This is a genomic window from Micromonospora palythoicola (assembly GCF_036689795.1).
GTDB lineage: Bacteria > Actinomycetota > Actinomycetes > Mycobacteriales > Micromonosporaceae > Micromonospora > Micromonospora palythoicola.
This window is the reverse complement of record NZ_JBAGKI010000049.1, coordinates 1-25847: the sequence shown is the minus strand read 5'-3', so window position 1 is coordinate 25847 and position 25847 is coordinate 1. Positions and strand designations below refer to the sequence as shown.

General features: G+C 69.7%; 23 protein-coding genes, 1 tRNA gene and 2 pseudogenes. 13 read left to right on the top strand and 13 right to left on the bottom strand.

Going from position 1 to position 25847, the window contains the following annotated elements; genetic code table 11:
- Positions 1 to 83: 83 nt before the first annotated feature.
- The 4 genes and pseudogenes from V5O40_RS20130 (at position 84) to V5O40_RS27975 (ending at position 3962) form a co-directional block, all read left to right on the top strand.
- Positions 84 to 156 (top strand) — tRNA-Arg (locus tag V5O40_RS20130).
- Positions 157 to 296: 140 nt separating this feature from the next.
- Positions 297 to 1784, top strand: a pseudogene (locus V5O40_RS20125) (tyrosine-type recombinase/integrase).
- Between the two features lie 3 nt (positions 1785 to 1787).
- Positions 1788 to 2801 carry a hypothetical protein gene (locus V5O40_RS20120; protein WP_332906910.1) on the top strand — a complete coding sequence of 338 codons (1014 nt, stop codon included), beginning with the start codon at positions 1788 to 1790 and terminating at the stop codon, positions 2799 to 2801.
- A gap of 128 nt (positions 2802 to 2929) precedes the next feature.
- Positions 2930 to 3962 (top strand): annotated as a pseudogene (locus tag V5O40_RS27975) (NAD-dependent epimerase/dehydratase family protein).
- Here V5O40_RS27975 and V5O40_RS20105 read toward each other — a convergent pair.
- Positions 3917 to 4408, bottom strand: coding sequence for a hypothetical protein (locus V5O40_RS20105; RefSeq protein ID WP_332906907.1), 492 nt, complete (start codon positions 4406 to 4408; stop codon positions 3917 to 3919). The pseudogene V5O40_RS27975 and the gene V5O40_RS20105 sit on opposite strands and share 46 nt — an antisense overlap.
- A 336-nt stretch (positions 4409 to 4744) precedes the next feature.
- Between V5O40_RS20105 and V5O40_RS20100 the strand changes: the two genes are divergently transcribed.
- Together V5O40_RS20100 and V5O40_RS20095 are read left to right on the top strand one after the other, a co-directional pair.
- Positions 4745 to 5605 carry a hypothetical protein gene (locus V5O40_RS20100; protein ID WP_332906906.1) on the top strand — a complete coding sequence of 287 codons (861 nt, stop codon included), beginning with the start codon at positions 4745 to 4747 and terminating at the stop codon, positions 5603 to 5605.
- On the top strand, positions 5602 to 6225 hold the full coding sequence (locus V5O40_RS20095; protein ID WP_332906905.1) for a 3'-5' exonuclease family protein: 624 nt from the start codon (positions 5602 to 5604) through the stop codon (positions 6223 to 6225). The genes V5O40_RS20100 and V5O40_RS20095 overlap by 4 nt, the downstream gene beginning before the upstream one ends.
- A gap of 291 nt (positions 6226 to 6516) precedes the next feature.
- On the opposite strand, the gene V5O40_RS20090 is transcribed toward V5O40_RS20095, so the two are convergent.
- Both V5O40_RS20090 and V5O40_RS20085 read right to left on the bottom strand, forming a co-directional pair.
- Positions 6517 to 7281 (bottom strand): HAD family hydrolase, encoded by a 765-nt coding sequence (locus V5O40_RS20090; protein ID WP_332906904.1) that lies wholly within the window; start codon positions 7279 to 7281, stop codon positions 6517 to 6519.
- Positions 7282 to 7428: 147 nt separating this feature from the next.
- On the bottom strand, positions 7429 to 8973 hold the full coding sequence (locus V5O40_RS20085) for a PQQ-dependent sugar dehydrogenase (RefSeq protein ID WP_332906903.1): 1545 nt from the start codon (positions 8971 to 8973) through the stop codon (positions 7429 to 7431).
- Positions 8974 to 9074: 101 nt separating this feature from the next.
- On the opposite strand from V5O40_RS20085, the gene V5O40_RS20080 reads away from it, so the two are divergent.
- The 5 genes from V5O40_RS20080 to V5O40_RS20060 all read left to right on the top strand — a co-directional run bounded on the left by V5O40_RS20080 (position 9075) and on the right by V5O40_RS20060 (position 13641).
- The gene (locus tag V5O40_RS20080) at positions 9075 to 9620 is read left to right on the top strand and encodes a GNAT family N-acetyltransferase (RefSeq protein WP_332906902.1); all 546 of its coding nucleotides are present in this window, start codon (positions 9075 to 9077) and stop codon (positions 9618 to 9620) included.
- 138 nt (positions 9621 to 9758) lie between these two features.
- Entirely contained in the window at positions 9759 to 10937 is a 1179-nt protein-coding gene (locus tag V5O40_RS20075; RefSeq protein WP_332906901.1) for a sensor histidine kinase, read from the top strand.
- The gene (locus tag V5O40_RS20070) at positions 10927 to 12180 is read left to right on the top strand and encodes a hypothetical protein (protein ID WP_332906900.1); all 1254 of its coding nucleotides are present in this window, start codon (positions 10927 to 10929) and stop codon (positions 12178 to 12180) included. Before V5O40_RS20075 ends, V5O40_RS20070 begins: the two co-directional genes overlap by 11 nt.
- Complete coding sequence (locus V5O40_RS20065) at positions 12153 to 12866, top strand: response regulator transcription factor (RefSeq protein ID WP_332906899.1); 714 nt, start codon at positions 12153 to 12155, stop codon at positions 12864 to 12866. The genes V5O40_RS20070 and V5O40_RS20065 overlap by 28 nt, the downstream gene beginning before the upstream one ends.
- Positions 12867 to 12939: 73 nt before the next feature.
- A complete protein-coding gene (locus V5O40_RS20060; RefSeq protein WP_332906898.1) occupies positions 12940 to 13641 on the top strand; it encodes a hypothetical protein in 702 nt (233 codons plus the stop codon).
- A 29-nt stretch (positions 13642 to 13670) separates the two neighbouring features.
- On the opposite strand, the gene V5O40_RS20055 is transcribed toward V5O40_RS20060, so the two are convergent.
- The 8 genes from V5O40_RS20055 to V5O40_RS20020 all read right to left on the bottom strand — a co-directional run bounded on the left by V5O40_RS20055 (position 13671) and on the right by V5O40_RS20020 (position 22077).
- Positions 13671 to 14420, bottom strand: coding sequence for a lysophospholipid acyltransferase family protein (locus V5O40_RS20055; RefSeq protein WP_332906897.1), 750 nt, complete (start codon positions 14418 to 14420; stop codon positions 13671 to 13673).
- Positions 14421 to 14532: 112 nt separating this feature from the next.
- The gene (locus V5O40_RS20050) at positions 14533 to 16593 is read right to left on the bottom strand and encodes an amylo-alpha-1,6-glucosidase (protein WP_332906896.1); all 2061 of its coding nucleotides are present in this window, start codon (positions 16591 to 16593) and stop codon (positions 14533 to 14535) included.
- The gene (locus V5O40_RS20045; RefSeq protein ID WP_332906895.1) at positions 16593 to 16961 is read right to left on the bottom strand and encodes an SCP2 sterol-binding domain-containing protein; all 369 of its coding nucleotides are present in this window, start codon (positions 16959 to 16961) and stop codon (positions 16593 to 16595) included. Before V5O40_RS20045 ends, V5O40_RS20050 begins: the two co-directional genes overlap by 1 nt.
- Positions 16962 to 17152: 191 nt before the next feature.
- Positions 17153 to 17569: a CBS domain-containing protein gene (locus V5O40_RS20040; protein ID WP_269737983.1), complete on the bottom strand. Its 417-nt coding sequence runs from the start codon at positions 17567 to 17569 to the stop codon at positions 17153 to 17155.
- Positions 17570 to 17636: 67 nt separating this feature from the next.
- The gene (locus tag V5O40_RS20035) at positions 17637 to 18077 is read right to left on the bottom strand and encodes a PPOX class F420-dependent oxidoreductase (RefSeq protein WP_269737984.1); all 441 of its coding nucleotides are present in this window, start codon (positions 18075 to 18077) and stop codon (positions 17637 to 17639) included.
- Positions 18078 to 18105: 28 nt separating this feature from the next.
- On the bottom strand, positions 18106 to 19128 hold the full coding sequence (locus tag V5O40_RS20030) for an aspartate-semialdehyde dehydrogenase (protein ID WP_332906894.1): 1023 nt from the start codon (positions 19126 to 19128) through the stop codon (positions 18106 to 18108).
- Positions 19129 to 19346: 218 nt separating this feature from the next.
- A complete protein-coding gene (locus V5O40_RS20025; RefSeq protein WP_332906893.1) occupies positions 19347 to 20699 on the bottom strand; it encodes a M16 family metallopeptidase in 1353 nt (450 codons plus the stop codon).
- Between the two features lie 85 nt (positions 20700 to 20784).
- Positions 20785 to 22077 (bottom strand): M16 family metallopeptidase, encoded by a 1293-nt coding sequence (locus V5O40_RS20020; RefSeq protein ID WP_332906892.1) that lies wholly within the window; start codon positions 22075 to 22077, stop codon positions 20785 to 20787.
- A 127-nt stretch (positions 22078 to 22204) separates the two neighbouring features.
- On the opposite strand from V5O40_RS20020, the gene V5O40_RS20015 reads away from it, so the two are divergent.
- On the top strand, positions 22205 to 22939 hold the full coding sequence (locus V5O40_RS20015; RefSeq protein ID WP_332906891.1) for a phosphodiesterase: 735 nt from the start codon (positions 22205 to 22207) through the stop codon (positions 22937 to 22939).
- Here the strand turns inward: V5O40_RS20015 and V5O40_RS20010 are convergent.
- Together V5O40_RS20010 and V5O40_RS20005 are read right to left on the bottom strand one after the other, a co-directional pair.
- Positions 22906 to 23121, bottom strand: coding sequence for a hypothetical protein (locus V5O40_RS20010; protein WP_332906890.1), 216 nt, complete (start codon positions 23119 to 23121; stop codon positions 22906 to 22908). The genes V5O40_RS20015 and V5O40_RS20010 overlap by 34 nt on opposite strands.
- Positions 23122 to 23228: 107 nt before the next feature.
- Positions 23229 to 24380, bottom strand: a complete 1152-nt coding sequence (locus tag V5O40_RS20005) for an alkaline phosphatase PhoX (protein WP_332906889.1) — start codon at positions 24378 to 24380, stop codon at positions 23229 to 23231.
- A gap of 300 nt (positions 24381 to 24680) precedes the next feature.
- On the opposite strand from V5O40_RS20005, the gene V5O40_RS20000 reads away from it, so the two are divergent.
- On the top strand, positions 24681 to 25784 hold the full coding sequence (locus tag V5O40_RS20000) for a 3-deoxy-7-phosphoheptulonate synthase (RefSeq protein WP_332906888.1): 1104 nt from the start codon (positions 24681 to 24683) through the stop codon (positions 25782 to 25784).
- The last annotated feature ends 63 nt before the right edge of the window (positions 25785 to 25847 follow it).

The following is a 25847-nucleotide window of genomic DNA, read 5'->3' as shown; positions in this document are numbered from 1 at the left end:
ACCCGACCGCTACACCCGGCCTGACCACCCGTTCCCCCGGGCGAGAGCCGGGCGGCGGTACCCTTCTCGCGCGATACCACGTTGCGCCCGTAGCTCAGCGGATAGAGCAGGGGACTTCTAATCCCAAGGCCGCAGGTTCGAATCCTGCCGGGCGCGCAGGAACTTCCCTCCTCTGCACGTCTCGCCTGGGGCTATTCGTGGTGCGAACGAGCTACGGTGGCCGCGCGGCAGCCTCGAACGGATGCAGCAAGCGCCAGCGCGGCGAGATCGAAACCCTCCCCAGCGGATCGCTGCGGGTGAAGGTCTATGCCGGTGTCGACCCGATCAGCGGCAAGCGGCACTACCTGACCGAGACGATCCCCGCCGGTCGCACCGCCGCCAAGGAAGCCGAGAAGGCACGCACGCGGTTACTGGCCCAGGTGGACGAGCGGCGGAATCCGCGCACCCGCGCGACGCTCGACCAACTCCTAGACCGGTGGCTTGAGGTGGCCGACATCGAGGCCACCACCCGCATGGGCTACGTCAACAAGATCAACAAGAACGTACGGCCGGTGCTCGGCAAACTGCCGGTCGGCCGACTCGACGCCGAGACGTTGGAGTCGTTCTACGCGCGCCTGCGCCGCTGCCGCGACTGGTGCGGCGGCAAGGCGTACGTGAAGCACCGTATGGAGGGCGAGCACACCTGCACCCCGAAATGCCGGCAGCACGTCTGCAAGCCGCTCAGCGCCTCCTCAGTCCGCCAGATCCACTGGATCCTGAGTGGTGCTCTCAGCCGTGGCGTCCGGTGGCGCTGGATCGCCGTCAACCCCGCCGGCCAGGCCGAACCGCCCGCGCCACCGCATCCGGACCCTCAGCCACCGAACCCTGCCGATGCGGCTCGCATCATCAACGAGGCGTGGCGCGATCCAGACTGGGGCGCGCTGGTCTGGCTCGCCATGACCACCGGCGCCCGACGCGGCGAGCTGTGGCGCGCTGCGTTGGCACCATCTCGACCTGGCCGCCGGTGTGCTGACGCTCCGCCGTAGTGCCTACCTCGATGAGAACGGCGAGCTGCGAGAGAAGGACACCAAGACGCACCAGCAGCGCCGGGTGGCGCTTGACCCGGAGACGATCGAAGTGCTGCGCGAGTCGCACGGGCGGTACCTCGACCGCCTGGCGCAGCTCGACGCGGACGCCGACCCTGCCGACTACGTCTTCTCCCCCGAGCCGGACAACAGCCGTGGCTACCGGCCTGACACCATCACCCAGCGGTACGGCCGGCTAGCCACCCGACTCGGGATCGACAGCCACATCCACGCTCTTCGGCACTACTCGGCAATGAGCTGATCAACGCGGGTGTCGACGTGCGGACGGTTGCTGGACGACTCGGCCATGGTGGCGGTGGGACAACGACGCTCAGGGTCTATGCAGCCTGGCTAGCGGAGTCGGACCAGCGGGCCGCTGGCACATTGGCTGCCCGAATGCCGATACATCCCTTGACGCCCCCTCGGCGCGCCGTGCCGAGTAGCCCTTACCAGACAATCGACACCAAGCTACGCCAGCAAATCGCGACCGGTCTACTCCGCCCCGAAGATCGACTGCCTGCAACCGCCGAACTGGCCAGGGCTCATGGGGTCTCGGTAGGTACCGCCCACCGCGCAGTCGCGCTGCTGGCAGCAGAGGGGGCTATAAGCGTTGTTCGAGGCCGACGCGCGACCATCAGCCCTGCCCGGAGGGCAGCCGGCGGAAGCAGGGACAGCGCGGAGCGTCAGACGGCGACGCGCGGAAGCAACGTGCAAACATAGCCTGTGGACACACTGGATGATCTTGATGAACAACTGCGGTCGATTGGTGCCGGGTTCGGCAGGGTTCACCTCGGTATCAAACACAATCCGCATCTCAGTGCGGATGAGCGAAGCAGCTTAATAGATCTAACCATTCAACCATTCTACGCTTTCGAGGAGTTGACGAACCAAATATCTATTGAAGAGGATTTGATCCGCAATAGTCCAGATTTCCCGCTGATGGTGGCCTCGCTCGAAACGACTGTCAGCTCGGCAGGACAGAAGATCCTAACAGCAGATAAGCCTGAAGTCCTAGATGCTTTGCTCAGCATTATTTGGTGCCTCGGCGACGTTTTTGCCCAGTGGCAGGCTGCGGCGAGCCCAAACAGCAGGGAGCGACGAGAACGCGACTTCAAGCGCGAGTTGATTCAATCGGCTAATTTGGCCCTCGGACGCCTCAAGGAACAAGAGTCATTCCGCAAACTCCACCGTGAAGTTGTGCAAATCGCAGAAGATGCCCAAGAAGCGGCAGGCATAACCGCCAACAGCGAGGTTGCATCCTTCTACCAAGAGAGAGCCCAGCAGGAGCGACTTCGCTACGTTCTCTGGAATTCACTGCTAATCGCAGCCTCAAGCGCCGCCGCCATCGTCGGATGGTTCGCCGTCAACCGAACCCCCGACGCAACACTTACAATCCACGAATTTGCACGCATAACGATCGCTCTACCAATTTTCGCCTTCGCAGTCTATGCCGCCAGGCAAGCCAGCTACCACAGGAACGCCGAGGCGGAAGCAAATCTCACAGCCGTACAACTCAAGACCGTAAAGGCATTCACTGATGCCCTAGATGCCACCTCCAAGCAGGAAATGCTCCGCCTGCTCGGATCAAGGATCTTCGGCGCCGCTCCGCCACTCGCATCGACAGAGGCTTTGGATAGAGACTACGATAATCTATCTACCGTACATGGCCTGCCGACACTCCTAGAGGAATTGAAGAGGCTCATCCCGAGCCAGAAGGCTAGTAGCAGTCCGCAATAGTTGAACTGAGACACCGCCTCGGGACGTCGATGCGGCAGCTGTTAGGTACGGTGGCCACGCCCGACGCGCGTAGGCGCTACGGACGACCGCCCAGGTTGCCGAGCCACCTCAGTCGGCATGATGGTTCCATGCATTTGCTGGTACTCGGCGGGACCTGGTTCGTGGGCCATGCGATCGTCAAGGCCGCGATCGACGCAGGCTGGGAGGTGACCACGTTCAACCGGGGCACCTCCGATCCGTTCCTAGAGGCTGCGCGGCCCGTTCGGGGAGACCGCACTCGCTCGGAAGATATCGCTCGCCTAGCTGCTGCTGGATCCTGGGATGCAGTGGTTGACACCTCTGGGTACGTCCCGGCCAACACCCTTGCCGTGGCCCGTGCGCTTGCGCCCGTTTCCGGCTACTACGTCTTCATGTCGTCAGTCAGCGTCTATCAGGACTGGCCGGCAAAGCCGCTCAGCGAGCACTCCGACGTGCTCTACTGCTCGCAGGACGCCAGCCCGGACTACGTCACTGATACTGAGGACGGACCGACCCAGTACGGCTACCAAAGGCCGGAAGCGAGGCAGCGGCGGTCGCTGCGTTCGTAGTAGACCGCACGACGATCCTGCGTCCCGGCGTGGTGCTCGGCCCCCGTGAGTACGTCGGCCGCCTGCCTTGGCGGCAACGCCGTGTGGCTGCCGGTGGCGAGGTGCTGGCGCCAGGCTCTCCCGATCGCACGATCCAGCCGGTCGACGTACGCGACTTGGCCGCGTTCACGCTGCACGCTATCACCGAGCACCTGTCCGGCCCGTTCAACGTCTGCGCCCCGGTGGACGGCGCGACCTTCGGCGACATGCTGACGGAGTGTGCCCATGTCACTCGATCCGATCCGTCCTTCACCTGGATTCCGGATGACGCCTGCTGAGGTACGGCGTATGTCAGTGGTCGGAGCTACCGCTGTGGCGCACCTTCGACGGCGTGTGGCGAGTCGACACGAGCGCCGCGCAGGCCGCCGGGCTTCGGTGCCGGCCGCTGGCCGAAACGGTGCGCGACACCTGGCAGTGGATGGTGGAGAGCGGCGAGGTCAGCGCCCACGATCGAGCCGCCGAGATTGGGATCAGCCGAGAGAAGGAAGCTCAGGTGTTGGACTCCTGGCGACGGTCAGGTGAGCGGACGGGCTGAGGTTCCGACAGCCACACCGAAATGCGCTCGGCGAGCCGACCCGCTTCCGCGTCGCCGTCCCATGGGGCCTCGCCGAGTAGCCGCTCGATCCGTGAGAGCCGACCAGTCAAGAAGACGTTGCGCTTCTGAGGCGGCAGATCCAAGACGGTACGCAGCGTCTCCGCGGCCCCGTCCTTGTCTCGCATGTAGAGGTGCGCCGCGGCCACGTCGATGTGCGTGCCGTTGATCTGCGAGTACGGCAGGCGGGCCGCTGGCAGCACCTCGTACACCCGCAGTGCCTCTCGGGCGTACTTCGCGGCCTGCTCACCGTTGCGGAGATCAAGCCAGGCGGCAGCGGCGCAAGCTGCGGCCCGCGCGTCTCCGAAGGCGAACTCGCCGCCGATAGAAATCGCAAGTTCGTCGGGCTGGCTCTCCGCCGAGTCTCCGCACGATCTTGCGGCGGCCACCGGAGTTTGCGGAGATGCCCACCACCACCGGCCATCAATCTCCGCAACTGTTTCCGCAGCTCACGGCCACCTCTGCGGAGATGCGGAGATGGTTCAGCCCTCTGCCAAGCACCACCAACGACCGCGTGCGAGCCCTTGCCTTGGGTCAGCTTGCTCGTAATCTGGCTCTGCGGGTGTGACAGCAACCAGCTCTTCGATCGACAACCGCCACCTCTGGCCGACTCGTCCCAGACGTTGTTGTCAAGTCACTGTCGGTAATCAGCAACGGGAGTGTCGCTATCCCGCGCGCCGCAGCAGCCTGGGTAAGTTGTCTCACCCCCGACCTAGCCTGATGCCATGCCGGAGGTACCCGTGGCGAAGGAAGCACGCGACAAGCCGTACCGGACACTGACGACCCTGAAGTTTGCGCTCGCTGCGGGCTCTGTCTTTCTGGTTGGAGTCTTCTGCCTTTACCTCGGCGGAGAGGAAACCAATTTTTGGCGCAGCAATCCGGGTCTACGAACGCTAATGGAGCAGCTCGGCGGCCTACTTATCGTATCCTCCCTGCTTTCGACTTTGTGGGAGCTAGTAGGAAAGCGGGCCTTCGCCAGAGAGGTTCTCGAGGACACGCGGATATCGACCGAGATTGAGGCCTCCGGGCTTAGGCGGATCAGTACTCAGTTTTTCGACGATGCAGCCTGGGAGCAATGCTTCAGGGGAGTCCAAAAACTGGATATCTTCGCTGCCTACGCACAGACATGGCGAAACATGAATCTTGCCCGATTGCACAAGGTTGCCAGCCGCTCTAACGGCCGCATTCGCGTCTACTTGGCGGATCCAGACGATGAGTTCACGATGACTACACTCTCACACAGGTTCGACATGGAGCCCGACGAACTTCGACGACGGATCTGGGCCACAAAGGAAGGCTTCGAAGATCTGCGGGTGGCGGGTGGTGCTTCAATCGACGTCTTCTTCTGGCCTGGCGACCGCGTTTACACGTTCTACCGCTTCGATAACCGCGCGATCATCTCCATGTACAAGCACAACAAGGGTCGCTCCCCAATCCTCCCCACGATCATGTGCGAATCGGGAGGTTCATTGTATCAATTCGTGTATGACGAACTCCGGGCAATTCGAGACGAATGCAGGCCGGCGATACCAGCACAGCGGAACGCTGCGACAATAACTCAGATAACGAGAGGCACGGGATCATGACGGTGGCGACCTACCTTGCAAAAAGGGATCTAGACGAGCCGCTTTGCCGCGCGATCGCGGAAGCAGGCAGGTTTGCATGCGACATCGAGACCTCGGGCCTCAGTCCTCTTGAGCACCAAATCGGCACCGTACAAATCTTCGCGCCGGCGGTGGGCTCTGTAATCCTTCAACTGCAAGACAACATTCCTCGAAAACTCTGCCGACTAATCGAGGACATCCGAGTACAAAAAGTCTTCCATCACGCCATGTTCGACCTCAGATTCATAACGACGCACTGGGGCGCAACGCCGAGAAACATCTCCTGCACCAAGATTGCATCCAAGCTCCTTCACCCTGACGTAGACAACAAGCTGCATTCGCTTCAGAGCCTCCTGCAAAGGCGACTCGGAGTCTGGATCAGCAAAGACCAACGAATGACCGATTGGCTAGCGCCAGAACTAACCGCCGACCAGATTGGGTATGCCACGAGAGACGTGGAGTACCTTCTCCAACTACTGGATGACCTGACCGAAGACCTTAACGCAGCCGGCCTCAAGGATCTGTTCGAAGACTGCGTCGCTTTTATCCCCTCTCGGGTGCGACTTGAGATGGGTGGATGGCCAGACGTCTTTGCCTACTGAGCCCGCCCGCTGGCGGCTCTGCTTCCGCGCCGACCGCCGAGCCTCAGGCGTGACGGGGCGTAGAGCGGCAGGGTCCGACGCGCCAAAAAGGCTAGCGGCTGCCGGCACGAGCAAGACGTGGAGCTAGTCGTGGTGCGAAATGCAGCTCAGAGCAGCAAGTAGAGGCGGCCAGAGCAGGCCAGGCTGCAGCTAGAGGCATCCAGGGAAACCGGAGTTCAGAGCGCGAACGCCACTTCTAATCCCAAGGCTGCAGGTTCGAATCCTGCCGGGCGCGCCTCACGTCTCTCGCCGTCAGCCTGCGGCAATGCGCCCGGGCTGCCGCAGGAGGGTGAGGAGGCCGTGACCGTCCTCGATCCGGGCGTCCGGTCGCAGGGCGGGTGCGGACGGCTCGCGGTCGGTGCGGGGTGAGCGCATCAGGATCGCGGCGCCGGCACCGGCCCGACGAGCGCAGGCCACGTCGCGGTGCACGCTGTCGCCGACGAACCAGCAGTCGCCGATCGGTACGCCGACGGCGTCGGCCGCGAGCCAGGCCAGGCGGGGATTGGGCTTACGGAGCCCGGCCTCGTCGCTGTAGAACTCGGCCACGAACAGGTCGGACAGTCCGGCAGCGGCGAGGAAGTCCCGATGTGCCGCCCCGCAGAGCGCGTTGCTGACCACCGCCATCGGTAGACCCGCGTCGGCCGCGGCCCGCAACGCCTCCAGAATTCCCGGGCGGACCTGCCATTCCGATCGCCACGCCCAGGCGTACGCCAGCGGGGTCGCCGCTTCCTCGACCACCGTGCGGGCCGCTCCGGGCCAGGTGCCGGTGACGAAGTTTGCCCACACCTGCGCGTGTGGCAGTTCGACGGGATCATCCGAGCGGCCGACGTCGTCGCGCCACCGCGCGTAGGCCCGGCCGCCCTCGGTCAGGTTGGCGGCGATCTGCTCGGCCGACACGGTGCCGCCGATCAGGTCGAACAGCCGACGCACCAGTTCCGGTGGCGCCGGTGGCTGTCGTGGAGCGTCGGCCAGGACACCGCCGAAGTCCAACAGGAGCGCGCGGGGCGATCGCAGCATGCCTCCATCCTTCCGCACCCCAGGCGCGCGGACCGAACGGCCGCCCGCCAGGCTGCGTCACCGTCAATCTTGGACAGTTCCCGTTAGCGCGTAACGGAAACTGTCCAAGATTGGCTCGGTCTGGCATGCGGCGTCTGAGGCCGGTGGTCAGTTGGGCTGGCAGGGGGTGCCGTTGAGCTGGAAGTCGGTGGGGCGGTCGTTGGTGCCGGAGTAGGTGGCCTGGAAGCCGAAGCTCACCGTGCCGTTCGTCGGCAGGCTGCCGTTCCAGGCCGCGTTGCGCGCGGTCACGTTCCTGCCGGACTGGGTGACCTGCGCGTTCCACGCGTTGGTGACCTGCTGGTTGCCGCTGAAGGACCAGGTCACGGTCCAGCCGGTCAGGGCGGCACCCCGGTTGGTGACCCGGACGTCCGCGGTGAAGCCGGTGTTCCACTGGTTGACAGTCCAGCTCACCGCACAGGCCGCGGGCCCGGTGGTCGGCGGTGGCGTCGTGGCGGGCGGCGTGGTCGGCGGTGGCGTGGTGGGAGGGGGTGGCGTGGTCGGCGGGGGCGGCGTGGTCGGCGGTGGCGTGGTGCCGTCGCGGGGCGGGAAGCGCAGGATGCGGTCGTCTGTCGCGGCCGGCGTACCCCGGCCGTCCCGGTTGCTAGTGGTGACCCAGAGCCAACCGTCCGGACCGTACTCGACGGTGCGCAGTCGCCCGTAGCTGCCGGTCAGTTCCGCGGTGGGGGTGCCGACGCCACCGGACCCGTTCAACGGCACGTTCCACAGCCGGTTGCCGCGCAGGCTGGCCACGAAGAGCCGGTTCCCGGCGATCGCCGCACCGCTCGGTGACGCCTCCGCCGGGGTCCAGGTGAGCAGCGGGTCACGGAAGCGGGGGTCGTTGGCCCTTCCCTCCACCGTGGGCCATCCGTAGTTGCCGCCGGCGACGATCAGGTTGATCTCGTCCCAGGTGTTCTGACCGAACTCGGTGGCATACAGCCGACCCTGGGCGTCCCAGGCCAGCCCCTGCACGTGGCGGTGGCCGAGGCTGTAGACCGGCGACCCGGCGGTCGGGTTGTCCGGCGGAACGGTGCCGTCTGGTCGGATGCGCAGGATCTTGCCGTTGCGGCTCTGCGGGTCCTGCGCCGACGCGGTCTGTCCGGCGTCGCCCACGCCGACGTAGAGCATGCCGTCGGGTCCGAACGCGATCCGGCCGCCGTTGTGGATCGCCGCCCGGTTCAGCCCGGTGAGGATCGGTTGCTGGGTCTGCGGTGCGGTGAGCCGGAACCGGGCGATCCGGTTGTCGGTCGCGGTGGTGAGGTAGACGTAGATCCAGCCGTCCTGAGCGTAGGTCGGCGACACGGCCAGCCCGAGCAGGCCGCCCTCGCTCACCGGAGTCACACCCGAGATGGTGACCACGGGCTCTGGCGCCTGGCCTGGGCGAACCCGCACCACCTGCCCGGTGGGTCGTTGGGCGACCAGGGCACTGCCGTCGGGCAGGAAATCCATCCCCCACGGCACCTGCAGGCCGGTGGCGACCGTCTCGGGCCGGGAGAAGTCGAAGTCGCCGACGGCGAGCAGCGCGGGTGCCGCGTCGCCGAGGGCGCCGGCTGGACGTTCGGCGTTCGGGACCGCGCCGGCCAGGCCGGCGACGCCGACGCTGCCGGCGACCAGACCGGCGGTGAGTACGGCCCCGACCGCGAGTCGGATCTTCATGCCACCCCCTTGTGCATAGATGTTGGTAAATTTAACACGATGCCCCGGCCGACGCCGGATATCGCTGGCCCGGGCAACCCGCCGGCCGTACCGTCCACGCCATGCGCCTGCGCGAGGAACTGACAGCCGATCGGGATGCCGTGCACGAGTTGCACCGGCTTGCCTTCGGCGCCCACGGCGAGGTGGTGGCGGCGCTCGTGCGGGCGCTGCGGGACGACGATCCGGAGGCCCTCAGCCTGGTCGCGGAGGAGGACGACGAGGTCGTGGGCCACGTGCTGTTCAGCCGCGGTCTGCTCGACGCGCCGCCTCGACTCGTACCGGTGCAGGTGCTCAGCCCGCTCGCGGTCGCACCGGACCGGCAGCGACGCGGCATCGGCGGCGCCCTGGTCACCCACGGGCTGCGCCTGCTGGACGAGCGGGGCGTGCCGGCGGTCTTCCTGGAGGGCGACCCACGCTTCTACGCCCGCTTCGGCTTCGCCGCCGCCGGCGACCTGGGCTTCCGCAGACCGTCGCTGCGCATTCCGGCCCCCGCCTTCCAGGTGGCCAGGCTCTCCGGCTACGAGCCGTGGATGACCGGCACGTTCGTCTACTCGGCCACCTTCTGGCAGCAGGACTGTGTGGGGCTCCGCGAGGACGGCAGCGGCTGAGTGTGACGGATGGGCGACGTAGCGTCCATCCCGACGTCACCTACAGTCATCACGGCCACTGCCGTGTGTTATTCTCCGGCGTCGATCTCCGCAGCGCGCACCCGGATCGGGTCGTTTGTCGCAAAGGACGCCTTCCCGATGCCGGCCCTGCCCAACCCGATCACGTCACCCGCCACGGTGGACCGCCCGGCCGCCGGCGCGTTCGCGTTCATCTTCACCCGGTTGCCGGCGCTGCTGCGGCTCTCCTGCGGGCTGTTCTGCCTCCCGGTGGCGCTCGCCGTGCGTACCCCGCCGGTACGTCCGGAACTGCTGCTACCGGCGGTGGCGGTGCTGACCGCCTGGTCGCTCTGGTACGCGTCGCGCGCCTGGCGGAACGGCCTCGGCACCCCACTCGTCGCCGTCGACGTGGCGCTGACCAGCGCGGCATGCCTGGCGATACCGGTCCTGGTCGCGCCAGAGGTGCTGCCCGGCGAGGCGAGTTGGATCGCCGTGCTGGCGAGCACCACCGTGATCAACGCTCAGGCGACCGCTCCGGCCCGGCTGTCCATTCCGGGCGGGCTGCTGGTCGTCGCCGCGTACGCCACGGGTGCGCACGCGGCCGGGAACCCGACCGAGGCGTGGGCCCACGCGGTCACCCTGCTGGTCCAGACCGGCTGCACGGCGATGATGACCGCGGTGATGCGCCGACGCATCGCCCGCGCCGACACCGCGTTCGTGGCCGCGCAGCGGGCCGCCCGTAACGCCACGGTCGCCCGGATCGCGCGGGAGGCGGAACGACGGCAGAACCGCGACCTGCACGACACGGTGCTGGCGACGCTCACCATGGTCGGGCAGGGCGCGGTGCGCGGGCCCTCCCCCGCGCTACGCGAGCGGTGTGCCACCGATCTGCGTACCCTCGCCGCCCTGGCGGAGGCGCGCTCCGTGCCGCACGACGCGACGGCCCGGCTGGACGAGCGCCTCCGGGCGGTGCTCGCCCGGCTGCCCGGCCTGCCGGTAGCCGCCGACCTACCACCCTGCACGGTGGCGGCACCGGTCGCGGAAGCCGTCGCGGAGAGCGCACACGCCGCGCTGGCGAACGTGGTGAATCATGCTCTCGGCGCGCGGGCGACACTGCGACTGCGGCGGTTCGCCGACACCGTCACGGTCGAGGTCAGCGACGACGGTCCCGGTTTCGATCCGGGCACCGTGCCGGCGCACCGGTACGGCCTGCGCGAGTCGGTACGGGGTCGGATGGCGACGATCGGCGGCCACGCCGACGTCGACTCCGCTCCCGGTCGGGGCACCCGGATCCGGCTGGAGTGGTCGGATGTCGGCTGAGCGGTTGTCGGGCGGCCCCGGTACGAGCGAGTCCGGGTTTCGGCGGCGGTCCGGCAGGGCGGTGTTCCGCCCGTGGCGGACCCGGTCCGGCCCGGTACCGGCCCAGCGGCTGAGGCCGGCGTCCGACGAGATCGGTGCGGTCCGGGCGGCCACCGCCGTGGCCCGCATCTCCGACCGGGGCGCCCGGATCGTCGCGGTCACCATCGCGCTGGTCTGGCACCTGGCCATCGGGCTGCCCGCGGTGCTGGCCGCCGGATCGGCGCTGGCCGCGCCCGCGGTGGTGCTGGGTGGCTGGCTGCTCGTGGCGGCGCTCGGCGTGATCGCCGGGATCCGGCTGCTACGCGACACGCCGCTGCCGGCGGCGCCGCTGGCCGGCCTGCTGCTCGTCGTGGACGTGGCGGTCTTCGCCGCGGTCGGCCGGTCGCATCTGTTCAGTCCGGCGAACTGGGTGTGGGGCACTCTCGCCTGGTTCTTCCTGGTGGCGCTCTGGGGGCGGCCGGTGGGCCGGCTGCTCGCGCTGCTGGCCGCGCACGCGGCCGCCGCGCTGACCGCCGTCGCGCTGCACGGCGCTACGCAGGCCGCCGATCTGGCCCGGGCCACGATGGCGCTCTACGGCACGTCGTCGTTGCCGGTGGCGGTCTTCGCCGGTGCGGCGGCGCTCGCCGCGCTGTCCCGGCAGCGGGCCGCCACGGCGGCAACCACGAACGCCATGGTGGCCGAACGGGAAGCCGCCGAACGTGCCCGGCACGAGCGGGGCGAGCGGCTGAACCTGGTCAGTCGCGCCGCCAGCGAGGTGCTCACCGAGTTGGCCCGTGGGCAGGCCGATCCGGCCGACCCGGAGGTCCAGCGCCGCTGCGTACGCGCTGCCGCTCGGCTGCGTCGTCTGATCGCCGAGTCCGACGACGTGCCCCACCCGCTGCTGCACGAGCTGCGCGCCGCAGCCGATCTGGCCGAGCGCAACGGCCTGCCGATCGACCTGGTCACAATTGGTGCACCGCCACCGTTGCCGGTGCGGATCCGCCGGGGCCTGGCGGATCCGCTCACCGCCGGACTCGCGGACGCTCGGGACTGGGCCCGGCTGACCGTCGTCTCCAGCCCGGACGAGGTGGTGGTCAGCCTCGTCACACCCGACTGGGAGGGCCCGGACGACCCCGGGCATCCGGCGGAGGACGACGGGCAGGTGGAGCACCTCTACGAACGGGACGGGAAGATCAGATGGACGCAGACGCGCTGGCACCGGTGACGCCGGAACGGCCCGTCGGTGTGGCGATCGTGGACGACCACCCGGTGGTCATCGACGGGGTGCGCGCCTGGCTCGCCACCGAGCCCCGGCTGACCGTGCTGGCCACCGGTGACGATCCGGACGAGGTGTTGCGAACGGCACCGCAGGCCGACGTGATCCTGCTCGACCTGCGGTTGCACGGACGGGTGGTGCTGGACAAGCTCGCCGAGCTGAGTTCCGCCGGACGGCGGGTGGTGGTCTACTCCGAACACTCCGACCCGGCGACGATGCTGGCCGCGTTGGACGCCGGTGCGGTGGCGTTCCTCGCCAAGCACGAGGGACGGGAACACTGTGTGGCGACCGTGCTGGACGCGGCGAGCGACCGGTCGTACGTCGCGCCGGCGCTGGCCGGCGCGATGGTCGGCGATCCGCGACCGGACCGGCCGGTGCTGTCCGACAAGGAACGTGAGGCACTGCTGTTGTGGTTCCAGTCGATGTCGAAGGCGTCGGTGGCCCGGCGGATGCGGATCAGCGAGCACACCGTGAAGCAGTACGTCGACCGGGCGCGGATCAAATACACGCGCGCCGGCCGCCCGGCTGCCACCAAGGCGGCGCTGCTCGCCCGGGCGATCGAGGACGGACTCGTCCGACCGGAGGAAATTGGTATCTACCGGTCGCGGGCGTCGACCGATCGGCCGACCCCCTAACGGGCGTCATGACAGCGGCGGACGTCTCGGCGAGGCTCATGAGTAGCAGCCGTCCGCACCGGAGGTTCCGACGATGCACGATGACGCGTCCCCGTTCTTCATCGCGCCGCATCGGTTCGACGCGGTGGTCGACGGTACCGGCCCGCTGCTCGACCGGCGGCACGAGCTGGTCCCGGACGGCGGCGAGCACGTGCTCGATCGCCACCGGGTGGACGTGGCGGGTTACCTACTCGGTCCCAGCGACGCCTACCGCGCCTGGTCGTTGCCCACCCCGGTGGCGCTCACCGTCACCGACCACCGGCTGACGTACGTCGGTGGGGACCGGCAGCGCACCGACCTGGGCGCCAGGCACCGCGGGACAGCCCGCCTGCCCGCACTGGTCAGCGGGCAGATCCGCTGGCAGTGGCCGTCCCGGCTGGAGTTTGTGCCCGCCGCCGACGGCAACCCGGCGACGTTGCTGGTGGTCTGTGACGCGCTGCGGACGATCCGGCAGCCGGCGCTCGCCCTGGTCGGTCCCGCCGACCGGATCGGTGAACTCGCCCGGCAGCTGCGCCACGCGATCGCCACGTTCCGGCTGGTCCGGCCGGAGCTGGTGGACCTGTCCCCGCCGGAACGGGACGCGCTGGCCCGGCTGGCCCGGACCACGTCGCTCAGCGGCACGGGCCGGGTGCTGCTGCCCGGTGCCCTGCCGGTGGAGTTCCACTCCCGCGAGGACTACTACCGGCCGAGGCACGCCGACGCGCAGCCGTACGACGCGGCATCCGGCCAGCGGTAGGCCGCCGGCACCCCGCGGACTCGACCTGTTCAGCGGGTCGTGGGACGCCGGTCGTCGGCGTCGAGCGCCGCCGCCTCCTGCGGGGTCGGCGCGCTGCCGCCGAGGTGCGCCGGCAACCACCACCGGTCCGCCGGTGCGGCCGGCTGGTCCGGGTACTCCCGCTGCGCCCGGTCGACAAGCGCGCTCAGCCGAATACGCAGTTCCTCGGTCATCGTGGCGGGGTCCGGGTACCCGGACGGATCCATCGGCTCGCCGACCAGGATGGTGATCGGCGTGTGCCGGCGGGTCAGCGTACGCGGACGTCCCTTCGTCCACAGCCGCTGAGTGCCCCAGAGCGCGACCGGCAGCACCGGTACCTGCGCCTCGCGGGCCATCCGGGTGGCTCCGCTCTTGAGCTCCTTGACGGTGAACGAGCGGCTGATCGTCGCCTCGGGAAACACGCCGACCACCTCACCCGAGCGCAGCGCGGCGACCGCGGCGGCGTACGAGTCGGCCCCGGCGCGCCGGTCCACCGGGATGTGCCGCATGCCGCGCATCAACGGCCCGGAGACCCGGTGCCGGAACACCGAGTCCTTGGCCATGAACCGGACGAGTCGACGTGACTCGAGGGCACCAAGTCCGCAGAAGATGAAATCCAGGTAGCTGACGTGGTTGCTGGCCAGCACCGCCCCGCCGGTACGGGGAACGTGGTGGTCGCCCTCGACGGTGAGCCTGAGGTCGAGGACCCGGAACATCGTCTTGGCGGCGGCGATAACGGGCGGGTACACGAGTTCCGGCATTCCGGAACTTTACCCCGAGTAGGTTACGCACCGGTAGGGACGGTGGTCGCCGTGATCTGCGGGAGCGTGGCCGGGTCACCCGTCGCCCGGTAGGGCGACCCGGCCACGCCGGTCATCCGGCGAGCGAGTGCAGGTCCACCCGGCCCCGGGCGAAGGCGTCCACCCGGCCCCAGCGGCCGGGGATGTCCAGCACCTCGATCCGGCCCATGCCGACCGGCAGCCGCGGCTCGACCGCCAGGTGCCCCTCGTGCGGCTCCAGGCCGAGCATCGTCCGCAGCAACAGCAGCGGGGCCCCCGTCGACCACGCCTGCGGACTGCACGCCGTCGGGTACTCCACCGGGAACTTCGTCTGCTCACGCGGGTAGCCGCCGAACGCCTCGGGCAACCGTCCGTCGAAGTACCGGGCGGCGTCCAGGATGCCGTTGGCGATCATGGCGGCCTCCTCGGCGAAGCCGTACCGGCGCAGACCCCAGGCGCAGAACGAGGTGTCGAAGGGCCAGACGGTGCCGTTGTGATAGCCGATCGGGTTGTAACGCACCTCGCCCTCGGCCAGGGTCCGCACTCCCCAGCCGGTCCACAGCCGTGCCCCGACCAGGTGGTGTGCGATCTGCTCGGCCCGGTCGTCGTCGACGATCCCGCTCCAGAGCAGGTGGCCGATGTTGGAGCTGAGCACGTCGCACTGTCGTCCGTCGGGATCGAGCGCGAGCGCGTAGTAGCCGCCGTCCTCGACCCACCAGTCGCGGTTGAACCGCTCCTTCAGCGCCGCGGCCTCCCGCTCCAACTGCTCGGCGAACGCCGGGTCGTCCCAGAACTCACGCGCCAGCCGCGCGCCGCGCATCTTCGCGTCGTACGCGTACCCCTGCACCTCGCAGGTGGCCCGGGGGAACGGCGGCAGCGTGCCGTCGCGGTAGGAGATGGAGTCCCAGGAGTCCTTCCAGCACTGGTTCTCCAGGCCGGTGTCGGTGTTCCGCCGCTCGTACCAGATGTAGCCGTTGCCGACCAGATCGGCGTAGTCGTCGATCCACTTGAAGGCCCGGCGGCACTCCTGCTCCAACTCCTTGACCAACGCGCCGTCGCCGCTCCACTGCTCGTACTCGTCGAGCAGCACCACGAACAGCGGCGTCGAGTCGACCGAACCGTAGTACGGCGAGTGCGGTTGCTCCTCGAACGCGGCGCTCTCGCCGTACCGCATCTCGTGCAGGATCCGGCCGGGGTCCTCTTCCCGGAAGTCGTCGAACCGGGTGCCCTGCAGGGCCGCGAGGATCCGCAGCGTGGTCGCGCTCAGCTGCGGCGTGAACGGCAGCGTCTGCAGACAGGTCAGGATGCTGTCCCGGCCGAACATGGTCATGAACCACGGCAGACCGGCGGCGGGCAGGGTCTGACCACCCAGCGACAGCGGCGAGAAACGCAAAGCGGCCAGGTCGACGATGCACTTGCGGTATGTCGCGGACAGACTGTCGTGCTCGCTGTTCACCGTCGGCGCCTTGGCGATCCACTCCTCCAGGTCGTGCTGCAGGGCGAGCCGCTCGGTGCCGTGCGCCTGCAACCCGAGACGCAGGTCCCGACCGCCCGGGCCGACCGCCAGGGTCTGCACGTCGATGCGGGTGTCCCACTGCTCGTTCGGTTCCAGGTGGATGGAGAACGCGAAGCCGTTGCGGTCGTACCGGGCCGGCACGGAGGACGAGATGATGGTCTCGCGCTTGAAGTTGCCCCGCCGGTAGCCCAGGCGCAGCCGGTCCGGCTCGGCCTCGGAGTAGATCTCACCCTTCTTGTTGAGGATCTCGTCCTTGACCTCGAACAGGTCGGCGAAGTCGCAACCGGCGTCCATCCGGATCTCCAGGTCGACCGCCTTCTCGTCATGGTTGAGGATGGTGATGTCCTCCCGGAAGCTCCCACCGACCGCCCGCTCCCGGATGATCGACAGCTTCGCGTCCACATAGTGGGTGGCCAGCCCGGGCACCAGGAAGAAGCGCGACTCGTAGTACTGGAGGTCGTCGTAGGAGAGGGCGTTCAGTCGCTCACCGTTGACCGTGAGCACCCATCTGGAGAGGAAGCGGGTGTCGATGGAGAACAGTCCCGTCGGCTCCGTCGGTGTCGCCTCGATGTCCCCGGTGGCCTCGCTGACGACGAAGTTGTTGCCGTCCAGGATCCGTACGGTGTGGCTGGGTGCCATCACTGCACCCCCTTCCGGTAGCGCTGCGGTCCCCTGGCGTACGGCGACCCGGGGAAGATCCGGTCGACCTGCACCACCAGGCGGGCGTCACCGGTGACCGTCATGTCCCCCCGCAGCAGCGCCGCCAGCCCGTTCTCCCGGCCGGTGACCAGTTCCTCGAACAGCGCGGGGCTGGTACCGACCACCGTGTCGGCCTCCATGTCCTGCCGGCTGACCTGGATGTTTCCCCGGTCGATCCGCACCAGCCAGTGCGTGGTCTGCGGCCCCTCGTGCAGGTCGAAGCGCAGGGCTCCGGAGGTCTTCGCCAGCAGAGGCTCGTACCCCTGTTGGTCGAGGTCCTCGAAAAACCGCGTGGTCGCGTCCGCCATCGGGCCCCTCCTCCCAGTCGCTCATGTCCCGCAGGAGGGGTCCCCGAGGCCCGCGGGCTCAACCTCACCCGCTTGGGGTGAGACCCGAGCGGCACGTGCTGCGGTGGAAGCAGGACCGCGGGACCCGTGGCGCCGGACGGCACGAAGCCGGCTCCCGACAGCTCGGGAACCGGCTCCGTTCGGCGGAAGGATCAGTTGTTGGGGTCGTCCGCGCTGATGTCGGCCAGCACCGACTGGGGCTCCCGCTCGACCGCCAGATCGCCCATGGACACCAGGCCGATCAGTCGGCCGTCCTCCAGCACGGGCAACCGCCGCACGGCGTACGTCCGCATCAGGTCGGCGGCGGCGACGGCGTCGTCGTACTGACTCACCGTCACCACGTCCTTGGTGGTGATCTGGTTCAGCCGAGTGGTGTCCGGATCCATGCTCTCCGCCACGCCTCGGACCGTGATGTCCCGGTCCGTGACGATGCCGACCACGTTGTCGCCGTCGGTCACCACCACGTCACCGATGGCGGAGTCACGCATCTCCTGGGCCGCCGCGACGAGCGTGGCGTTGCCGTCCATGGTCACCAACCGGGTCGTCATGAACTCTCCGACCGTTGTCATGGCGCCTCCCTCTGGGTGTCGGGCAACCAGGGGTCTACCCGACCGCCGCGGGCAGTAACGTGACCGGTCAGCCGCGCGGCGGGATGCCGTACAGGCGCTCCACGCGCAGCCGCAGCACCAGCCGCCTCTCGGCCACCATGGCCCGGCGGTAGTCGTCCCAGTCCGGATGTTCCCCCTGTACCGCCCGGTAGAGATCGACCAGCTCGGCGACGGTGTCGTCGCCGGGCTCCGCCGCGACCGGGGTCAGCTCGGCCCGCACCTCCGCCACCGCGTACGACCAGCCGTCGTCGCTGGCCACGTGGAAGCTGGCCCGGGGGTCGCGGCGCAGGTTGGCGGTCTTCGCCCGCCCGTCGGTGACCGACACCCGGATCAGCCCGTTCGTGCGGTCATAGGCGTAGACCACATTCGACAGCTGTGGCCGCCCGTCGCGTCTGATGGTCGCCAGCACCCCCAGCGACCGACCCGCGATGAGGTCGCTGAGGGCGTTCCGGACGTGCTCGTCGGTCACGGTCTGCTCCGATCGGTCGGACAATCGTTCAGCCCTCGGCGGCGACCAGCTCGGCCAGCTGCACGGCGTTGAGGGCGGCGCCCTTGCGCAGGTTGTCGCCGGAGCAGAAGAGCGCCAGACCGTGCTCGACGGTCTCGTCGACCCGGATCCGGCCGACGAACGTCGGGTCCTGGCCGGCCGCCTGCAACGGGGTCGGCACGTCGGAGAGGGCGACCCCCGGTGCGTCGGCGAGCAGCTCGTACGCCCGCTGCGGGCTGATCGGCCGGGCGAACCGGGCGTTGAGCTGAAGCGAGTGACCGGTGAACACCGGAACCCGCACGCAGGTGCCGGAGACCTTCAGGTCGGGGATCTCCAGGATCTTGCGGCTCTCGTTGCGGAGCTTCTGCTCCTCGTCGGTCTCCGCCGACCCGTCGTCGACGATCGAGCCGGCCAGCGGCAGCACGTTGAAGGCGATCGGCTGGGCGAACGAGCGGGGTGCGGGGAACTCCACCGCGCCGCCGTCGAAGGTGAGCCCGGTGGCGGTCTCGGCGACCTTGCGGACCTGCTCGTCAAGTTCGGCGACGCCGGCCAGGCCGGCGCCGGAAACCGCCTGATAGGTGGCGACGACCAGGGCGACCAGTTCCGCCTCGGCGTGCAGCGGGCGCAGCACCGGCATCGCGGCCATGGTGGTGCAGTTCGGGTTGGCGATGATGCCCTTGGGCCGGACGGCGGCGGCGTGTGGGTTGACCTCGGCGACGACCAACGGCACCTCGGGGTCCATCCGGAACGCCGAGGAGTTGTCGATGACGACCGCACCGGCCGCGGCGACCCGTGGCGCCAGCTCCTTGGCGGAACCCTTGCCGGCCGAGAAGAGCACGATGTCCAGCCCCGAGTAGTCCGCGGTGGCGGCGTCCTCGACCGTGATCTCCTCGCCGCGCCACGCGAGCGTCCGCCCGGCCGAGCGCGCCGAGGCGAACAGCCGCAGCTGCTCCGCCGGGAAGTTCCGCTCCGCCAGCACCTGCCGCATCACGCCACCGACCTGGCCGGTGGCACCCACAATGCCGATCCTCATGCCCGCGAGGCTACCCAGCCCGGTGCCCGGATCGGGAACGCTTTCCCACCGGCGGGGATTCCGGCGGCCGGACCGGGCCGGACCGGACCGGGAGAGTCGCCCCTCGCCGGCCGGTTCCGCCGCAAGAACATCGTCGCGCCGCCCTCACCGACCGCAGCATCTCAGCCCGGCCACCCTCGCCGCGACCGACGTCACACTTTGGCCCAGCGGGCGGTCGATCACGTCCCGGACGGGTGGTCGGTCAGCTCGCCGAGACCGGTGGCCAGCAGCTCGTCCCTGATCACCGCGGCGTCGCCCTCGACCACCAGGGTCAGCGACTCCGGACGCAGGTGCGTGGCGGCGGCCGCCGAGACCTGGTCCACCTGGGCGCCGAGCAGTTCCTCCCGCAGCCGGGCGTGGTAGTCGTCCGGCAGATCGTGCACCACGAGCGTGCTGAGCGCCCCGGCGATCGCCCGCGGGCTCTGCAACTCGACCGAGAGCTGGCCCGCCCGCCAGGACCGGGCCACCGCCAGCTCGTCCTCGGTCACCCCACCGGCCTGGGTACGGGCGATCTCGCCGACCGCCTCGACCAGCGCCGGTGCGGTGACGGCGGTCTGCACGTTCGAACTGACCGCGAACCGGCCGTACCGGCGGGACGAGGCGAAGTCACCCCGGATGCCGTACGTGTAGCCACGGACCTCCCGAATGAGGTGGTTGAGCCGGGAGGTGAACGCCCCGCCGAGCACCGTGCCGGCGAGCGCGATCGGCACGTGGTCCGGGTGTGCCCGGTGCGGTCCGGGATGACCGAGCCGCAGTGTGGACTGCACCGATCCGGGCCGATCGACGAGGATGATCCGCCGCTCGGGACGCACCGGCACCTCGATCGGCGTCCCCCGGTCCACCGGCCCACCGCCGGTGCCGGTGAACGCCGTGGCGGCGAGGGCGTCCAGGTCGAGCCGGTCCAGGTCACCGGCGACGACGAGGGTGCCCGGACGGATGAACCACTCCGAGTGGAAGACGGTCACGTCCTCCACGTCCAGGCCCGCCACCGAGTCGGGGTCGCCGTACATCGGACGGCCCCAACGGTTGCCGGCCCCGAACAGGTCGGCACGCAACGCCGCGTCGGCCCGTGGCCCCGGGTTGGCCCAGTCCATCCGCAGCGCGGTCACCTCGTCGTCGCGGACCCGCCGCACGTCGTCCGGGTCCAGCCTCGGGGTACGCACCGCCTCGGCGAGCAGTTCCACCGCCGCGCCCAGCCGACCCACCGGCACCTGCACGCTCGCCTGGAAGGTGTCCCAGTCCAGCCCGGTCACCAACTCGGTGCCGAGCGCCTCGATCGCCAGCGCGTACGCGGTGGCGTCACGCTGGGTGGTGCCTTCCTCCAGCGCCTTGGCCAGCACCCCGCCGAGCCCCTCGCGGCCCACCGGTTCCCGACCGGCGCCCGCGTCGAGCAGCAGCATCGCCACGGCGAGGTTCTGCCCGGGCAGGTGCGCGGCGACGACGTCGCCACCGGCGACGGAGCGGCGGACCACCTGGGGAAAACGGTACGGGCGGGCCGTACCCGGACCGGGACGATCAGCGATCAGGGTCACCGGGTGATCCTTTCGTTCGCGGCTGCGGGGTTCACGGATGCCCACCCACAGCACTCCGCCGGGCGGCACCGCCCGCTGCTGGCGCTCACTGCTTGTCCTGCGGTAGGTAGGTGAGGGTCACCCGGTCGTCGGCGCCGAGCACCTCGGCGGCCACCTCGGCGATCTGCTCGGCGGTCACCGCGAGCCAGGCCGGTAGCCGCTCGGCCACCGTGGCCGGGTCGCCGAACTGGGTGGCGTACCGGCTCAGCGCGTCCGCCCGGCCGTCCACCGTGGACATCTGCCGCCACCACGCGGTGGTCAGCAACGCCTTCGCCCGGTCCAGCTCGGCGGCGGTGACCGGCACGGTCGCCAGCTCGTCGACCACCTCGGCGAGCCCGGCGGCCAACCGCTCACCGCTCACCCCGGGACGGGCGGTGGCGGTGGCGATCAGCGGTGCCGGTGCGTGTGCCAGATCCACCCCGTACGCACCGACCAGATCGGGCTGGGCGATCCGCTCACCATCGGCGAGGCGCTGGTAGAGCCGGCTGCCCCGACCGCTGCCGAGCACGGTGGCCAGCACGGTCACCACGTCGTATCCGGGGCTGCCGAACGGGTGGGTGCGGTGCGCCACGTACACGCGCGGCGCCGGCACCTCGGTGACCACCGTCTCCACCGCGGGGACTCCGGTGGCCGGCACGACCCGGCCGTCGGGTGCCGCCGGGATCTCCGGCCGGGGCGGGATGCCGCCGAAGTACTTCTCGGCCAGCGCGACGACCTCGTCCACCGTGGTGTCGCCGACCACGCTGAGCACGGCGTTGTTCGGCGCGTAGTAGGTCCGGTGGAACGCCTGGAAGGTGGCCAGGTCGGCGGCGTTCAGATCGGCCATCGAGCCGATGGTGGCGTGGTGGTACGGATGGCCTGGCGGGTAGAGCAGCGGCAGCAGCCGCAGCCAGGCGTCGCCGTACGGCACGTTCTCGTAGCGTTGCCGCCGCTCGTTCTTGACCACGTCCCGCTGGTTGTCGAGCGTCTCCTGGGTCAGTGCCGGCACCAACCCGCCCATCCGGTCGGCCTCCAGCCAGAGCGCCAACTCGAGGTGTTCCGCCGGAACCGTCTCGAAGTAGTTGGTGCGGTCCGGGTTGGTGGTGGCGTTGAGCGAACCCCCGGCCCCCTGGACCAGCTTCATGTGCTCGGTCTTCGCCACGTGCGTCGAGCCCTCGAACATCAGGTGCTCGAAAAGGTGGGCGAAGCCGGTCTGTCCGGCCGGCTCGTGCCGGGAACCCACGTCGTACCAGAGGTTGACCGCGACCGCCGGGGCGGTGCGATCCTCGCTGACCACCACGCGCAGGCCGTTGTCCAGTCGGGTCGTCGAGATCGGCCAGGGGTAACCGCTGTCGGGCATGGCACCGACGCTATCCGATCTTCCGCCCCGGCAGGCCCCGGGACGCCCCACCGGCGAGCCGCGTCGACGCACGGGTCCGAGGAGCGGACGGCGGCATCGACGGTGGGGCCCTGGGTATGCGGAAGACATGCCGACGATCTCCTGGCCGCCGCCCGCCGTCCTCACCGAACGAGCGGCACGGGCCGTGGCCCGGCTGCGCCGGGGCCGGACGCTGCACCCGGCCGGCCGGTCCTTCGCCGGTGCGGTGCTCGTCTGGGGTACGGCCGGCCGGCCGACCGGTGTCCGGCTGCTCGACCGGCCCGGACAGTATCCGGCCACCGTCCGGCTCTCCAAGGGGACGCCCACCCCGGGCACCTGGCCCGACGTGCTCGGCCTGGCCGTGCGGATCCACCGGGCGACCGGACGGCCGTTCGATCTCCTGGTCAGCTCCAGCGCCACGGCACCGGTGCTGCGGCATCTGCCGCTGCCGCGACGCCGGTTCACCGGCACGTACAGCTCGGTCATGTCGTACCGCACCGGTCGGCGGCGGCTCTGGCTGGCCGCGCTGGCCGACCCGGAGTCACCCGACCTGGGCCGGGACCTGGCCGGCCTGTCCACCGCGGTGGCGGCCGGCCGGCCGAGCCTGGTCCTCGCCGTCGCCTCGGCCGCCGGACCGTGGCGGCCGTTCGGGCAGGTCACGATCGGCGATCAGCTCAGCGCGCGAAAGGACGCCGGGCTGGCCTTCGACCCAGTCGGTAACCTCCCGGAGGAGCTGCGCCTGGCCGGGCCGCTGGCCTGGCTGCGCCAGCACACCTACCGAGGATCCCGCCGAGGGCGTGGCGCCACCGCTCAGTCCGGCGGTTCCACCGGGTTGACGGTCTGATCCGAGGTGCGCCGCTCCAACACCGTGTCGGGGGCGGCGTTCTGGTCGGCCTCCCGGGCGTCGGACTCGGTGAGGATCGCGTCGGCCTGGGCCTGCGCGTCGTCGCTGCCGGCGGCCGCCTCCTCCGGTAGCAGGTGGGCGCGGGACTCCACCCGCTCCTGGTCGCTTGGCTCGTCAGTCATGGCGCTCCTCATACCCCGCCCCCGTCTTCCCCACTCCGCCGGGGAAGGGCCCCTTCCTGACGCCTGGCGCCGGACAAGGGGCCCTTCCGATCGTTCCGAGACCCGGGTCAGCGGAACGGGCCACGCACCTCGTAGGTGATGCCGCCGGACGAGGAGCCGGAGGTGCCGCGCTGGGACGAGAAGTACAGCCGGGTGCCGTCCGGTGAGAAGGCCGGCCCGCAGATCTCCGAGGAGGATTGACCGGTGATGCGCAGGAACGGGGCGACCACCCCGGCCGGTGTGATGATGTTGATCTCCATGTTGCCGCCGTCCTCGGCCACGTAGAGGTCACCCGAGCCGGTGCCGGTGATGTTGTCCACCCCGGTCAGCGGTGCGGTGCCGGAGACCAGCGAGTCGTCGTACGCCAGGTCGATGCGTTGGTTGACCGCGTCGTACGCCCACACCCGGTTGTCGCCCTTGGTGGTGAACCAGCAGGTGCCGTCGTCGTACCAGCAGCCCTCGCCACCGTTGAACCGCTTGGCGCCGGAGACCTGGCTGCGGGTCACCGTCGGCGACCCGTCCGGGTCCGGTACCCGTGCCCAGGTCACCGGGCCGCTGGTGGCGGACCCCGCGACCAGTACCTCAAGCGTCCCGGACGAGAGGTTGCCCCAACTGTTCGGCCGGAACCGGTAGAAGCAGCCGTTGCTCTCGTCCTCGGTCAGGTAGATCACCCGACGGTCCGGGTCGCAGGCGGCGGCCTCGTGCTTGAACCGTCCCATCGCCGGCCGCTGCACCGCGGCGGTGCCGCCCTGCGGATAGGTCTCGTAGACGAACCCGCGGTTGACCTCCTCGCAGGAGAGCCAGGTGCCCCACGGCGTGGCCCCACCGGCACAGTTCTGGTTGGTGTTGGCGAGGATCCGGTACGCCGAGGCGATGCTGCCATCGGCGTTGAAACGCACCGCCGAGGCACCGCCGCCCGGGGTGATCTCGGAGTTCGAGACGTAGATCCAGCCCGTGCCGGCGACGAAGCAGGCGCCACCGTCGGGCGCGTCGTGCCAGGTGTACGACGTCCCGGAAACGGCCTGGCGGGACCGGGCGATCACCCGGCTGGTGAATCCGGTGGGCAGCTGGATGCCGTTGCTGTCGGCGCTGCGCAGTGAGCCGTAGGGGCTGGGACCGGGCTGGGCGGGTGCGGCCACGGCGGCGCCCGCCCAGAGGCTGCCGGAGAAGGCGGCGGCGCCACCGGCGACGGTGGCGCGCAGGACGGTACGACGATCCATCGGGGACCTCCGGAGGAGCAGCGTTCGGTGGCGCTGAAATTACCGGCGGTTTTATCGATGTCGGTGAACACGAGGCGAGGCTTTGTCGACGGGAGGATGAGCGCTCGGGCATGGTCGGGTACGCTTACCGCCGTGACGCGCTCGTATCGATGGTTTAGGCAGCCGGCTCGGCCGGTGACCTCACCATGATCTGACGTCACCGAATTCGAGCCGGCCGGGCAGGAGCTTTCGTTCCTGCCCTTTCGCGTACGAGCAGCCGGCTCGACCCGGGCACCGGCCCCGGGTGCGGTCGGCGGAAGGATGCCCACCGTGACGACCCCGGAGAACCACCGGGTCATCGACCAGCGGATCGACCGTGTGGTACCGCTGACCACCCCGGCCCTGCTGCTGCACGAGCTACCCCTGGACGACGCCCTCACGGCGGCCGTACTGGCTGGCCGTCGGGCGGTCGGCCAGGTGCTCGACCGCACCGACGACCGCCTGCTGGTGGTGGTCGGGCCGTGCTCGGTCCACGACCCCGCCGCCGCCCTCGACTACGCGCACCGGCTCCGCGCGGCGGCCGAGCGGGTCAACGAGGACCTGCTCGTCGTGATGCGGGTGTACTTCGAGAAGCCGCGTTCCACGGTGGGCTGGAAGGGGCTGATCAACGACCCCGGGCTGGACGGCTCCGGTGACGTCAACACCGGGTTGCGCCGCGCCCGGGCGCTGCTGCTCGACGTGCTGCGTCTCGGTCTGCCGGTGGGCTGCGAGTTCCTCGACCCGATCACCCCGCAGTACATCGCGGACACCGTCGCGTGGGGGGCGATCGGGGCGCGCACCGTGGAGAGCCAGGTGCACCGCCAGCTCGCCTCCGGGCTGTCCATGCCGATCGGCATGAAGAACCGTCCCGACGGCAGCATCGCCACCGCGGTCGACGCGATCCGGGCGGCCGGCGTGCCGCACGTCTTCCCGGGCATCGACGTCTCCGGCACGCCGGCGATCATGCACACCCGGGGCAACGCGGACGGCCACCTGGTGCTGCGGGGCGGCGGCGGCCGGCCGAACTACGACGCCGAGTCGGTGGCCGGGGCGCTGGATCTGCTGCGCGCCGCAGGGTTGCCGGAACGCCTGGTGGTGGATGCCAGCCACGCCAACAGCGGCAAGGACCACCGCAACCAGCCCGCGGTCGCCGCCGACGTGGCCGGGCAGATCGCCGCCGGCCAGCGCGGCATCGTCGGGATCATGCTGGAGAGTTTCCTGGTACCGGGTCGACAGGATCTCGACCCGACCCGCGAACTCACTTACGGCCAGTCGGTCACCGATGCCTGCATCGGCTGGGACACCACCGACGAGGTGCTCTCCGAGTTGGCCGCCGCCGTCCGCACCCGCCGCGCCATCACCCCCTCCCTCCCCACCCCCGCCTAACACCCCACCCCACCCCACCCCACCCCCACACCCCCCGCCTCGTTGATCATGAGGTTAGCGGCA